The 14,434-nt window shown below is 57.6% G+C and carries 8 protein-coding genes; 6 read left to right on the top strand and 2 right to left on the bottom strand.

The window, feature by feature from the left end; all coding sequences use genetic code 11:
- Positions 1-4 precede the first annotated feature (4 nt).
- The 4 genes from holC to ahr all read left to right on the top strand — a co-directional run bounded on the left by holC (position 5) and on the right by ahr (position 5,033).
- Positions 5-448: a DNA polymerase III subunit chi gene (gene holC, locus AC4OVS_RS02620; RefSeq protein WP_003861884.1), complete on the top strand. Its 444-nt coding sequence runs from the start codon at positions 5-7 to the stop codon at positions 446-448.
- Positions 448-3,303 (top strand): valine--tRNA ligase, encoded by a 2,856-nt coding sequence (locus AC4OVS_RS02615; RefSeq protein WP_023298725.1) that lies wholly within the window; start codon positions 448-450, stop codon positions 3,301-3,303. The genes holC and AC4OVS_RS02615 overlap by 1 nt, the downstream gene beginning before the upstream one ends.
- Before the next feature lie 123 nt (positions 3,304-3,426).
- Positions 3,427-3,930 carry a GNAT family N-acetyltransferase gene (locus tag AC4OVS_RS02610; protein ID WP_003861887.1) on the top strand — a complete coding sequence of 168 codons (504 nt, stop codon included), beginning with the start codon at positions 3,427-3,429 and terminating at the stop codon, positions 3,928-3,930.
- An 83-nt stretch (positions 3,931-4,013) separates the two neighbouring features.
- On the top strand, positions 4,014-5,033 hold the full coding sequence (gene ahr / locus AC4OVS_RS02605) for an NADPH-dependent aldehyde reductase Ahr (protein ID WP_022649538.1): 1,020 nt from the start codon (positions 4,014-4,016) through the stop codon (positions 5,031-5,033).
- A gap of 43 nt (positions 5,034-5,076) precedes the next feature.
- On the opposite strand, the gene AC4OVS_RS02600 is transcribed toward ahr, so the two are convergent.
- Positions 5,077-6,717: a dihydroxyacetone kinase subunit DhaK gene (locus AC4OVS_RS02600; RefSeq protein ID WP_058646873.1), complete on the bottom strand. Its 1,641-nt coding sequence runs from the start codon at positions 6,715-6,717 to the stop codon at positions 5,077-5,079.
- A 137-nt stretch (positions 6,718-6,854) separates the two neighbouring features.
- On the opposite strand from AC4OVS_RS02600, the gene AC4OVS_RS02595 reads away from it, so the two are divergent.
- Positions 6,855-8,357 (top strand): helicase HerA-like C-terminal domain-containing protein, encoded by a 1,503-nt coding sequence (locus tag AC4OVS_RS02595; RefSeq protein ID WP_045622112.1) that lies wholly within the window; start codon positions 6,855-6,857, stop codon positions 8,355-8,357.
- Here AC4OVS_RS02595 and mnmL read toward each other — a convergent pair.
- Positions 8,337-9,278, bottom strand: a complete 942-nt coding sequence (gene mnmL, locus AC4OVS_RS02590; protein ID WP_096147825.1) for a tRNA modification radical SAM protein MnmL/YtqA — start codon at positions 9,276-9,278, stop codon at positions 8,337-8,339. The genes AC4OVS_RS02595 and mnmL overlap by 21 nt on opposite strands.
- A 687-nt stretch (positions 9,279-9,965) precedes the next feature.
- Between mnmL and gltB the strand changes: the two genes are divergently transcribed.
- On the top strand, positions 9,966-14,426 hold the full coding sequence (gene gltB, locus AC4OVS_RS02585; RefSeq protein ID WP_022649542.1) for a glutamate synthase large subunit: 4,461 nt from the start codon (positions 9,966-9,968) through the stop codon (positions 14,424-14,426).
- Positions 14,427-14,434: the final 8 nt, after the last annotated feature.

The raw sequence follows: 14,434 nt of genomic DNA, 5'->3' as shown, positions 1-14,434 counted from the left end.
ATATATGAAGAATGCAACGTTCTACCTTCTGGACAATGACACCCATCAGGATGGCCTCAGCGCCGTTGAACAACTGGTGTGTGAAATTGCCGCAGAACGTTGGCGCGCAGGTAAACGCGTCCTGATTGCCTGTGAAGATGAGCAGCAGGCGATTCGTCTGGATGAAGCGCTATGGGCGCGCCCGCCGGAGAGTTTTGTTCCGCATAACCTGTCGGGCGAAGGTCCACGCGGCGGGGCACCGGTGGAGATTGCCTGGCCGCAAAAACGCAACAGCAGCGCGCGCGACATTCTCATTAGCCTGCGGACAGACTTTGCAGATTTTGCCACCGCTTTCACAGAAGTGGTAGACTTTGTCCCTTACGAAGAATCTTTGAAACAGCTGGCGCGCGAACGCTACAAAGCGTACCGCCTGGCCGGTTTTAACCTGAATACGGCAACCTGGAAATAATGGAAAAGACATATAACCCACGCGATATCGAACAGCCGCTTTACGAGCACTGGGAACAGCAGGGCTATTTCAAGCCTAACGGCGACGAAAGCAAAGAGTCCTTCTGCATCATGATCCCGCCGCCGAACGTCACCGGCAGTTTGCATATGGGGCATGCTTTCCAGCAGACCATCATGGATACCATGATCCGCTACCAGCGTATGCAGGGTAAAAACACCCTGTGGCAGGCGGGGACTGACCACGCGGGTATCGCGACCCAGATGGTGGTTGAGCGTAAAATTGCCGCTGAAGAGGGTAAAACCCGCCACGACTACGGTCGCGACGCGTTTATCGACAAAATCTGGCAGTGGAAAGCGGAATCCGGCGGCACTATTACCCGTCAGATGCGCCGTCTCGGCAACTCCGTGGACTGGGAGCGTGAGCGCTTCACCATGGATGAAGGCCTGTCCAACGCCGTGAAAGAAGTCTTCGTGCGCCTGTACAAAGAAGACCTGATTTACCGTGGCAAACGCCTGGTCAACTGGGACCCGAAACTGCGTACCGCCATCTCTGACCTGGAAGTGGAAAACCGCGAGTCTAAAGGCTCCATGTGGCACATCCGCTATCCGCTGGCCGACGGCGCGAAAACCGCCGACGGTAAAGATTACCTGGTGGTGGCGACCACCCGTCCGGAAACCCTGCTGGGCGATACCGGCGTGGCCGTTAACCCGGAAGATCCGCGCTATAAAGATCTGATCGGCAAATTTGTGGTGCTGCCGCTGGTGAACCGCCGTATTCCGATTGTGGGCGACGAACACGCCGACATGGAAAAAGGCACCGGCTGCGTGAAAATTACCCCGGCGCACGACTTTAACGACTATGAAGTCGGTCGTCGTCATCAACTTCCGATGATCAACATTCTGACCTTCGACGGCGATATCCGCGAAAGCGCAGAAGTGTACGACACCAAAGGCAACGAATCCGACGTTTATTCCAGCGACATCCCGGCTGAGTTCCAGAAGCTGGAGCGCTTTGCCGCGCGTAAAGCCGTCGTAGCCGCCGTGGACGCGCTCGGCCTGCTGGAAGAGATTAAACCTCACGATCTGACCGTGCCGTACGGCGACCGTGGCGGCGTGGTTATCGAGCCAATGCTGACCGACCAGTGGTACGTGCGTGCCGACGTGCTGGCGAAACCGGCTGTGGAAGCGGTTGAGAACGGCAGCATTCAGTTCGTGCCGAAGCAGTACGAAAACATGTACTTCTCCTGGATGCGCGATATTCAGGACTGGTGTATCTCCCGTCAGCTGTGGTGGGGTCACCGTATCCCGGCGTGGTACGACAATGAAGGCAACGTCTACGTTGGCCGCACCGAAGAGGAAGTGCGTCAGGAAAACAACCTGGGCGCTGACGTTGCGCTGCGCCAGGACGAAGACGTGCTGGATACCTGGTTCTCTTCCGCGCTGTGGACCTTCTCGACCCTCGGCTGGCCGGAAAACACCGACGCGCTGCGTCAGTTCCACCCAACCAGCGTGATGGTCTCCGGCTTCGACATCATCTTCTTCTGGATCGCCCGCATGATCATGATGACCATGCACTTCATCAAAGACGAAGATGGCAAGCCGCAGGTTCCGTTCCATACCGTTTACATGACCGGCCTGATCCGCGACGACGAAGGCCAGAAGATGTCCAAATCCAAGGGTAACGTTATCGACCCGCTGGACATGGTTGATGGTATCTCTCTGGAAGAGCTGCTGGAAAAACGTACCGGCAACATGATGCAGCCGCAGCTGGCGGAGAAAATCCGCAAGCGTACCGAGAAGCAGTTCCCGAACGGGATCGAATCTCACGGTACCGACGCCCTGCGCTTCACCCTGGCGGCGCTGGCCTCCACCGGTCGTGACATCAACTGGGATATGAAGCGTCTCGAAGGTTACCGTAACTTCTGTAACAAGCTGTGGAACGCCAGCCGCTTCGTGTTGATGAACACCGAAGATCAGGATTGCGGATTTAACGGCGGCGAAATGACCCTGTCTCTGGCAGACCGCTGGATCCTGGCGGAATTTAACCAGACGGTGAAATCGTTCCGCGACGCGCTGGACAGCTACCGCTTCGATATCGCGGCAGGCATCCTGTACGAATTCACCTGGAACCAGTTCTGTGACTGGTATCTGGAGCTGGCGAAGCCGGTCATGAACGGCGGCACTGAGGCGGAGCTGCGCGGTACGCGTAATACGCTGATTACCGTCCTGGAAGGTCTGCTGCGCCTTGCGCACCCGATCATTCCGTTCATCACCGAAACCATCTGGCAGCGCGTGAAGGTAATTGCCGGTATAAACGCCGATACCATCATGCTCCAGCCGTTCCCGGCATTCGACGCCGCGAAAGTGGATGAAGCCGCGTCTGCGGATACCGAGTGGCTGAAACAGGCGATCGTTGCGGTACGTAACATCCGCGCGGAAATGAACATCGCTCCGGGTAAACCACTGGAGCTGCTGCTGCGCGGTTGCAGCGAAGCTGCCGTTCGTCGCGTCACCGAGAACAACACCTTCCTGAAAACCATGGCGCGTCTGGAAAGCATCACCGTGCTGCCTGCCGATGATAAAGGTCCGGTTTCCGTCACCAAAATCATCGATGGCGCGGAGCTGTTGATCCCGATGGCGGGCCTGATCGACAAAGACGCTGAGCTGGCTCGTCTGGCGAAAGAAGTGGCGAAAGTCGACGTGGAAATTGGCAAAATCGAAAGCAAACTGGCGAACGAGGGCTTTGTGGCCCGCGCGCCGGAAGCGGTCATCGCCAAAGAGCGTGAGCGTCTGGTTGCCTTCGCCGATGCGAAGACCAAACTGATCGAGCAGCAGGCGGTTATCGCAGCCCTGTAATGCTTTTACCCCTTACGCTTCAGGGCGTAAGGGGTATCCTTCCTGAAAACTCCTCGCTTGCACTCCCCTTTCTGCGGTGCTATTAACAGCAGTTGTGTGTCAATTTTTGTCATGAGTAATGCTATGAGCGTGATTACCCCCGTCGCGACGACAATGCGTCGGATCACTGAGCAGGACAACCCGGCTATCGCCGCCGTTATCCGCACGGTATCGGCCGAATATGGCCTGACCGCCGACAAAGGCTACACCGTGGCCGACCCAAATCTGGACGAACTTTTTCAGCTGTACAGCCAGCCGGGCCATGCCTATTGGGTCATCGAGCAGGACGGCCAGGTCGTGGGCGGCGGCGGCATTGCCCCCCTGCTCTGCAGCGAGCCGGATATCTGTGAACTCCAGAAAATGTATTTCCTGCCAACGATACGCGGACAAGGCCTGGCGAAAAAGCTGGCGCTGGTCGCCCTGGAACATGCACGCTCACAGGGCTTTAAACGTTGCTACCTTGAAACCACCGCTTTCCTTAAAGAGGCCATTGGCCTGTATGAGCATCTGGGCTTTGAGCATATCGATGCCCCACTGGGCTGCACGGGCCACGTGGACTGCGAAGTCAGGATGCTGAAAAGTCTGTAAGTTTTGTTCCTGCCGTCTTCTGTTAAGCGTCTGTAAACTGAATGCTCTACACTCACAGTTCACACCAAAACAGGGGAAACGCGATGTCGAAGATAAAAAGCTACGCCGCACCGCAGGCGGGTGCAGAACTTGAGCTGTACGAGTACGATGCGGGCGAACTAAAAGCGGAAGACGTCGAAGTACAGGTGGATTACTGCGGGATCTGCCATTCAGACCTCTCGATGATCGACAATGAATGGGGCTTTTCCAGCTATCCGCTGGTTGCCGGGCACGAAGTCATTGGCCGCGTCGTGGCGCTCGGCAGCGCCGCGCAGGACAAAGGGCTGAAAGTGGGCCAGCGCGTGGGTATCGGCTGGACGGCACGCAGCTGCGGCCACTGCGACGCCTGTATTAGCGGTAACCAGATCAACTGCCTTGAGGGCGCTACGCCGACCATCCTGAACAAGGGTGGTTTCGCCGATAAACTACGCGCCGACTGGCAATGGGTTATCCCGCTGCCGGACAGCATTGATATTGAATCCGCAGGTCCGCTGCTGTGTGGCGGTATCACCGTATTTAAACCGCTGCTGATGCATCACGTAACTGCCACCAGCCGCGTGGGCGTGATCGGTATTGGCGGGCTGGGGCATATTGCCATCAAACTGCTGCACGCGATGGGCTGTGAAGTGACGGCGTTCAGCTCTAACCCGGCGAAAGAGCAGGAAGTGCTGGCGATGGGTGCGGATAAAGTGGTGAACAGTCGCGATCCCGAGGCGCTCACCGCCCTGGCAGGCCAGTTTGACCTGATCATCAACACCGTCAACGTCGATCTCGACTGGCAGCCGTACTTTGAAGCCCTGGCCTACGGCGGTAACTTCCACACCGTGGGTGCGGTGATGAAGCCGCTGCCGGTTCCGGCGTTTACCCTGATCGGCGGCGATCGCAGCGTATCCGGATCTGCTACCGGCACGCCATATGAGTTACGCAAGCTGATGAAGTTTGCCGGACGCACAAAAGTGGCGCCGACCACCGAACTGTATCCGATGTCAAAAATCAACGAAGCAATCCAGCACGTGCGCGACGGTAAAGCCCGCTACCGCGTGGTGTTGAAAGCGGATTTCTGATGTGAGTTTGCCGGGTGGCGGCTTCGCCTGACCCGGCCTACTTTCACTGCTGCGCCAATACGTTAAATACTTCCGCTACCGCGACCGCTCCCGGATCCATCACCCCATCCAGGTTCTCTTTATTGACATACGACGAGCGTCCCGCGCCGGCTTTCGCCATTTTTGCCGTTGCTTCGGCGCCCTGCTGCGCAGCCTGCGCCGCCGTCCGCAGATCGCCATCCCTTAACGCCTCCAGCGCCGGTTGCAGGGCGTCGATCAGCGTGCGATCCCCAAGATCGGCCCCGCCATACTGCTTCATCTGCGCCAGTCCGCTCAACAATGCTTCTGGTAGCGGCTGTCCATCGTGAAGCTTTTGTCCTGCCGCCGTGAAGAAGATCGACATCAGCACCCCGCTCGACCCGCCCATTACCGTAGCCAGCCGCTCCCCCACCAGCAGGAGTAATGTCGGCACGTCGTTAAGGGGCAGGTTGTTCTCCTCAAGTCGCTGCGCAATATCCCGCGCCCCTTGCGCAAAGGTGGAGCCCGTATCGCCATCGCCTACTTTGGCATCCAGCGCGTTGAGGCGGTTTTCCAGCTGGATCAATGTCTTCGTTACCGAAGCGACGGCCTCGCTCACCTGCGGATTGTCCGATGGGGTATATTCCACGCGGTCACGAAGGGCGCTATGGGGGACGGTACGCAGGGGCGCGAACGCGACGGGCTTCTGCCAGCCCAGCGTCTCGACCTCGGCGTGAATCGCCTTCTCGAAGAAATCGTTGAGCTTTAACAGCGTTAGCGAAAACCCTTTCATATCCAGCGCACTCACCAGCGGCGCCGGGCCAATCAGATACGCAATGTTCTCTTTCAGCGCCGAATGCGCCAGCTCTTTGGTGAGCAGAGCCATCTCAAGCGCTGACACGCCGCCGAGGTTGTTGATCAGCACCGCAAAGCGCCCGTCCCCCGCCTGCGCGCGTAACGGCGTCACCAGCGTGTCGATAATGGCTTTGCTGTTTTGCGTATCCACGACGGAAGCTCCCGGCTCGCCGTGAATGCCCAAACCCAGCTCGACATGGCCTTGTTTTATGCGCCCCTCTTCATCATCGCTGCCCGGCAGGTTGCACGTTTGCATCGCCACGCCCAGGCTCCAGAGGTTATCGCAGGCCTGTTGCGCTATATCCCGCACGTCGTTTAGCGATTTCCCCTGCTCTGCCGCATATCCCGCAATCTTATGCACCAGCGCCGTTCCCGCGATACCACGCGGCTGCTTGTTATCCGGCAGGGCAATATCATCCGCGACGATAACCATCTCCACCTTCAGGCCGTAGCGTTTGGCTTTTTCCGCCGCCAGGCCAAAGTTAAGCCGGTCGCCGGTGTAGTTTTTCACAATTAGCAGGCAGCCACGATCGCCCGTCACCGCCACAATGGCATTGAGGACCGCATCCACGCTTGGGGAGGCGAACAAATCGCCACACACCGCTGCGGTAAGCATGCCTTTACCGACGAACCCGGCATGTGCCGGTTCATGGCCGGAGCCGCCACCGGAGATCACCGCCACGCGGCTTTTATCCCAGTCGCCGCGTGCCACCACGCGGATGGCCGGATCGATATCCAGTTTGACGAGATTACCGTGCGGCGCGGAGAGAAGTATGCCTTCAATGGCATCGTTGACAAGCTGTTTGCGGTCGTTAAAAAAGAATCTGGACATAGTTTCCCAAAATTTTGTTTACCGTATGCAAAAGCATAGTCCGCACTGGATAATGCGCCGCAAAGTGAGGAATTTACGCAGACATTTTGCCGTCAGGTTGCCTATACTCCACCCAGGACTACGAGAGGACGTGCATCATGAGTACACCATTGTTAATCGCCAGGACGCTGGAAAAAGAGCTGTTTTTACTGCCCGCGATGGCGAACCGTCATGGCCTGATCACAGGCGCGACCGGGACGGGAAAAACCGTCACCCTGCAAAAGCTGGCTGAGTCGTTGTCCGAGGCTGGCGTGCCGGTTTTTATGGCTGACGTGAAGGGCGATTTAACCGGGGTGGCTCAGGAAGGCACGGCGTCAGAAAAACTGCTCGAGCGCCTGAAAAATATCGGCATCACGGACTGGACGCCGCACGGTAATCCAGTGGTGGTCTGGGATATCTTCGGCGAAAAAGGGCATCCGGTGCGCGCCACCGTCTCCGACCTCGGCCCTTTGCTGCTGGCCCGTCTGCTTAATCTTAACGACGTGCAGTCCGGGGTGCTGAACATTATCTTCCGTATCGCCGACGATCAGGGCTTACTGCTGCTCGACTTCAAAGATCTGCGCGCCATCACCCAGTACATTGGCGATAACGCCAAATCCTTCCAGAACCAGTACGGCAATATCAGCAGCGCCTCGGTGGGCGCCATTCAGCGCGGGCTCCTGACGCTGGAGCAACAGGGCGCCGAGCATTTCTTCGGCGAGCCAATGCTGGATATCAAAGACTGGATGCGCACCGACAGCAGCGGCAAAGGCATCATCAACATTCTGAGCTCAGAGAAGCTCTACCAGATGCCGAAGCTCTACGCCGCCAGCCTGCTGTGGATGCTCTCTGAACTCTACGAACAACTGCCGGAAGCAGGCGATCTGGAAAAACCCAAACTGGTGTTCTTCTTTGACGAAGCGCACCTGTTGTTTAACGACGCGCCGCAGGTGCTGCTGGATAAAATTGAACAGGTTATCCGCCTGATCCGCTCCAAAGGCGTCGGGGTCTGGTTTGTGTCGCAAAACCCGTCGGATATTCCGGACAACGTACTGGGGCAACTGGGTAACCGCGTGCAGCACGCCCTGCGCGCCTTTACGCCGAAAGATCAAAAAGCGGTGAAAGCCGCGGCGCAAACCATGCGTGCCAATCCGGCCTTTGATACCGAAACCGCCATTCAGGCGCTGGGCACCGGTGAAGCGCTGATTTCGTTCCTCGATGCAAAAGGCAGCCCGACAGTTGTCGAGCGCGCGATGGTGATTGCGCCCTGCTCGCGCATGGGGCCAGTAACGGACGATGAACGCAACGGCCTGATCAACCACTCCCCGGTGTACGGGAAGTATGAAGACGAGGTGGATCGCGAATCCGCGTTCGAGATGCTGCAAAAAGGGGTGCAGGCGACTGCCGAATCGCAGAATGCGCCTGCCGCCAAAGGGCAATCTGTAGCCGTGGACGACGGCATTCTCGGCGGGCTGAAAGATATTCTGTTCGGCAGCACCGGGCCGCGCGGCGGCAAACGCGATGGCGTGGTGCAGACCATGGCAAAAAGCGCGACGCGTCAGATTACCAACCAGATAGTGCGCGGCATGCTGGGAAGTCTGTTAGGCGGCCGTCGCCGGTAGCGGTGGAACCCACGGGCGGCCAAGCGCCGACCCCTGTACGCCGTTCTCCTGTAGATAGCGGTCGATTTCCAGCATCCCCGTCCAGCGGTTCTCACACCAGAGCGGTGCCAGAAGCGTTGGGCGGCGGGCGCTTGCCGAGATGCGGTGGTAAACAATCTCCGGCGGCGTGTGGCGAATCATCTCCCCCGCCGTCACCGTATAGTCGTCGAGTTCGATACCACTTAACCGCCCCGCTTCCCAGGCTTTCGCCATAATGCTTCCCGTAACAATATGCAGCGGGTGCAGCTTAATGCCGTCCACGCCGGTCTCGACGACTTTTTCCAGCGTTTCAAGACCATGCTGCTGCCCTTCTCCCGGCAAGCCGACAATCAGATGCGAGCAGACTTTTAATCCACGCTCGCGGGCGAGACGCGTGGTGCGCTGGTAGCAGGCAAAATCATGCCCGCGATTGATACGGTGCAGGGTTTTGTCGTGCGCGGTCTGCAAGCCCAGCTCCAGCCAGATCTCGTAGCCCTTCTCTTTGTACTCGCTAAGTAAATCCAGCACGGCGTCCGGCACGCAGTCCGGACGCGTCCCCACGCACAGCCCGACAATGTTCGCTTGAGCAACCGCCTGTTGATACATAGCGCGCAGCACCTGCACCTCCGCCCACGTGCTGGTGTAGGCCTGGAAATAGGCCAGATATTGCTTCGCGCGGTTCACCAGACTCGCCTGATGGGCGAGCTGTTCAGCGATAGATTTATGCTGTTGAGCTTCATCAGCAAACGAGGCCACGTTACAGAAGGTGCAGCCACCACGCCCGATGGTGCCATCGCGGTTCGGACAGCTAAAGCCGCCGTGCAGCGTCAGTTTGTGAACCTTTTGTCCGTAGCGCTGCAAAAGATCCCCACCAAACATATTGACTAATTTCTGTAACTGCATAATCTGATAGACCGTCCCGAAGAAAGGGGACAAGCCTGCCATTTTTAGCCTCTGTCGGCGATGACCTGGATCAATCGCCCTGGACGGCCTTTATCTATTTGAATAAATAATCACGATTACCGAGATTTCATTCACCCTGCACGTAATTACTTTTCCTTATGTTCTGATGGTTTTTTTCATTTATAGCGCCAGGTCTGAAAAACAGTGATTTTATGCGGGTTTGAATGCCACCCCAGATTATTATTCTGCTATAAATCTGCATTTCAGCACGCTGCATTGATAATACCGCTTTCATATAGTGAGTCAGATCACACTCCCCTGCACCTTCCCGGCGCTTTAAGTGGTTGTAAAAATAGTGAAATCATCAATAAAAACAACAATATGACCACTCTTTAGCACATTTTTGTATAAATAAGATTGCCATTTGACCTGTGTACCAATTCCCGATAAGTTGGAAATCCGCTGGAAGCTTTCTGGATGAGCGGCCTGCTCATCATATTTATGCAGTAATTGAGATTCCCTCTGAAGCAAGTCCTCAAACTTGTTTACCTGCGCGAAAGGATGAAAAAGAGGGCGAATGCGAGGTCCGCGTATGAAACGCTAACCCCGTCGCCATGCTCTTTCTGCGCCTGTGCGCCACGGTAAAGTTCAGTGGGAAGCCCGACGAGCCTGGGGAGGTTCACTGATATGTTGTACGATAAATCCCTTGAGAAGGATAACTGTGGTTTCGGCCTGATCGCCCACATAGAAGGCGAACCTAGCCACAAGGTAGTGCGTACTGCTATTCACGCACTGGCCCGTATGCAGCACCGTGGCGCCATCCTTGCCGATGGTAAAACCGGCGACGGTTGCGGTCTGCTGCTGCAAAAACCGGATCGTTTCTTCCGCATCGTGGCGGAAGAGCGCGGCTGGCGTTTAGCCAAAAACTACGCTGTCGGTATGCTGTTCCTGAATCAGGATCCTGAAAAAGCTGCCGCGTCACGCCGCATCGTTGAAGAAGAACTTCAGCGTGAAACCCTGTCGATTGTCGGCTGGCGCGACGTGCCAACCAACGAAGGGGTGCTCGGTGAAATCGCCCTCTCCTCGCTGCCTCGTATTGAACAGATTTTCGTCAACGCGCCTGCGGGCTGGCGTCCGCGTGATATGGAACGCCGTCTGTTTATTGCCCGCCGCCGCATTGAAAAACGTCTTCAGGACGATAAAGAGTTCTACGTCTGTAGCCTCTCTAACCTGGTGAACATCTATAAAGGTCTGTGTATGCCGGCTGACCTGCCGCGCTTCTACCTGGACCTGGCGGATCTGCGTCTGGAATCGGCCATTTGCCTGTTCCACCAGCGCTTCTCCACCAATACCGTTCCACGCTGGCCGCTGGCTCAGCCGTTCCGCTACCTGGCGCACAACGGTGAGATCAACACCATCACCGGTAACCGCCAGTGGGCCCGCGCCCGTACCTATAAGTTCCAGACCCCACTGATCCCGGACCTGCACGATGCCGCGCCGTTCGTGAACGAAACCGGCTCGGACTCCAGCTCAATGGATAACATGCTGGAACTGCTGCTGGCGGGCGGTATGGATATCGTACGCGCCATGCGTCTGCTTGTACCGCCGGCCTGGCAGAACAACCCGGATATGGACCCTGAGCTGCGCGCGTTCTTTGACTTTAACTCCATGCACATGGAGCCGTGGGATGGCCCGGCAGGCATCGTTATGTCCGACGGACGTTTTGCCGCCTGTAACCTGGACCGTAACGGTCTGCGTCCGGCGCGCTACGTCATTACCAAAGACAAGCTCATCACCTGTGCCTCTGAAGTGGGTATCTGGGATTACCAGCCAGACGAAGTGGTCGAGAAAGGCCGCGTCGGACCGGGCGAGCTGATGGTGATTGACACCCGCGGTGGGCGTATTCTGCACTCTGCTGAAACCGACAACGATCTGAAGAGCCGCCATCCGTACAAAGAGTGGATGGAGAAAAACGTGCGTCGTCTGGTGCCGTTTGAAGATCTGTCAGACGAAGAAGTGGGTAGCCGCGAGCTGGACGATGACACCCTCGCGAGCTTCCAGAAGCAGTTTAACTACAGCGCGGAAGAGCTGGACTCGGTTATTCGCGTGCTCGGCGAAAACGGCCAGGAAGCGGTCGGCTCAATGGGTGATGATACCCCGTTTGCTGTGCTCTCCAGCCAGCCACGCATTATTTACGACTATTTCCGTCAGCAGTTTGCGCAGGTCACCAACCCGCCAATCGATCCGCTGCGCGAAGCCCACGTCATGTCGCTGGCCACCAGCATCGGCCGTGAGATGAACGTATTCTGTGAAGCCGAAGGCCAGGCGCACCGTCTGACCTTTAAATCACCGATCCTGCTGTACTCCGATTTCAAACAGCTCACCACCATGACCGAGGAGCACTATCGCGCCGACACGCTCGATATCACCTTCGACGTGACCGAAACGAGCCTCGAAGAGACGGTGAACGCGCTGTGCGACAAAGCCGAGCAGATGGTGCGTAACGGCACCGTTCTGCTGGTGCTGTCTGACCGCAACATCGCGAAAAACCGTCTGCCGGTGCCTGCACCCATGGCGGTGGGGGCTATCCAGACGCGTCTGGTGGACAAGAGCCTGCGCTGCGATGCCAATATCATCGTTGAAACTGCGAGCGCGCGCGACCCGCACCACTTTGCGGTGCTGTTAGGCTTTGGCGCCACGGCGATCTACCCGTATCTGGCCTACGAAACACTGGCCCGCCTGGTGGATACCCGCGCGATCGATAAAGACTACCGTGCTGTGATGCTGAACTACCGTAACGGCATCAACAAAGGTCTGTACAAGATCATGTCCAAAATGGGCATCTCGACCATCGCCTCTTACCGCTGCTCGAAGCTGTTTGAAGCGGTCGGTCTGCATGACGACGTTGCCAACCTCTGCTTCCAGGGCGTGATCAGCCGTATCGGTGGCGCAGGCTTTGCTGACTTCCAGCAGGATCTGGTGAACCTGTCGAAACGCGCCTGGCTGGCACGTAAGCCGCTGGAACAGGGCGGTCTGCTGAAATACGTTCACGGGGGTGAGTATCACGCTTATAACCCGGACGTGGTGCGCACACTGCAACAGGCGGTGCAAAGCGGCGAGTACAGCGATTATCAGCAGTATGCTGAGCTGGTGAACAACCGTCCGGCGGCGACGCTGCGCGATCTCATTGCCCTCAATCCGGGTGAGGAAGCGGTCAGCATTGACGAGGTTGAACCCGCATCTGAGCTGTTCAAACGTTTCGATACCGCGGCGATGTCCATCGGCGCGCTGAGCCCGGAAGCCCACGAAGCGCTGGCGGAAGCCATGAACAGCATCGGCGGCAACTCCAACTCCGGCGAAGGCGGTGAAGATCCTGCCCGTTACGGCACCAATAAAGTGTCCCGTATCAAGCAGGTAGCGTCCGGCCGTTTCGGCGTAACGCCTGCGTACCTGGTTAACGCCGACGTGATCCAGATTAAGGTCGCGCAGGGTGCGAAACCGGGTGAAGGCGGTCAGCTGCCGGGTGATAAAGTCACCCCGTACATCGCTAAGCTTCGCTACTCGGTGCCGGGCGTGACGCTGATCTCCCCGCCGCCGCACCACGATATTTACTCTATCGAGGATCTGGCGCAGCTGATTTTCGACCTGAAACAGGTCAACCCGAAAGCGATGATCTCCGTGAAGCTGGTTTCCGAGCCGGGCGTTGGCACCATCGCCACCGGCGTGGCGAAAGCCTATGCGGATTTGATCACCATCGCCGGCTACGACGGCGGCACCGGCGCAAGCCCGCTCTCCTCCGTAAAATACGCGGGTTGTCCGTGGGAGCTTGGTCTGGTGGAAACCCAGCAGGCGCTGGTCGCCAACGGCCTGCGTCACAAGATCCGTTTGCAGGTAGACGGCGGGCTGAAAACCGGCCTCGACATCATCAAAGCGGCGATTCTGGGTGCGGAAAGCTTCGGCTTCGGTACCGGCCCGATGGTTGCGCTCGGCTGTAAATACCTGCGTATTTGCCACCTGAACAACTGCGCAACGGGCGTTGCTACCCAGGACGAAAAGCTGCGTAAGAATCACTATCACGGCCTCCCGTTCAAAGTGACTAACTACTTTGACTTCATCGCCCGTGAAACCCGCGAGCTGATGGCGCAGCTGGGCGTGAAGCGTCTGGTGGATCTGATTGGCCGTACCGACCTGCTGAAAGAGCTTGAGGGCTTCACGGCCAAGCAGCAGAAGCTGGAGCTGTCTAAGCTGCTGGAAACCGCTCAGCCGCATCCTGGCAAAGCGGTTTACTGCACCGAGAACAACCCGCCGTTCGACAACGGCGTGCTGAACGCGCAGCTGCTGCAACAGGCGAAGCCGTACGTGGATGAGAAGCAGAGCAAAACGTTCTGGTTTGATATCCGCAACACCGATCGTTCCGTGGGTGCATCCCTCTCCGGTTACATCGCGCAAACGCACGGTGACCAGGGCCTGGCGTCGGATCCGATTACCGCGCACTTCAGCGGTACCGCGGGTCAGAGCTTCGGTGTGTGGAACGCGGGCGGCGTTGAGTTATACCTGACCGGTGATGCCAACGACTACGTCGGAAAAGGCATGGCGGGCGGTCTGCTGGCGGTGCGTCCTCCGGTTGGTTCAGCCTTCCGCAGCCATGAAGCAAGCATCATCGGCAATACCTGTCTGTACGGTGCAACCGGCGGTCGTCTGTTTGCCGCGGGCCGTGCGGGCGAGCGTTTTGCGGTGCGTAACTCCGGTGCCATCACCGTGGTGGAAGGCATCGGCGATAACGGCTGTGAATACATGACGGGCGGAATTGTGTGCGTCCTGGGTAAAACCGGCGTGAACTTTGGCGCGGGCATGACGGGCGGTTTTGCCTACGTCCTGGATGAAGACGGTGAGTTCCGCAAACGCGTGAACCCGGAACTGGTGGAAGTGCTGGACGTTGATACGCTGGCCATCCATGAAGAACACCTGCGCGGTTTAATTACCGAACACGTGCAGCATACCGGTTCTTCGCGCGGCGAAGAGATCCTGGCCAACTGGCCGGCGTTCTCTGCGAAATTTGCGCTGGTTAAGCCGAAGTCCAGCGATGTTAAAGCCCTGTTGGGTCACCGTAGTCGTAGCGCAGCAGAGCTGCGCGTGCAGGCGCAGTAAGGAATTCA

The sequence above is a fragment of the Enterobacter sp. 4974935 genome, assembly GCF_058661735.1.
This window is presented reverse-complemented; position numbering and strand designations above follow the sequence as displayed.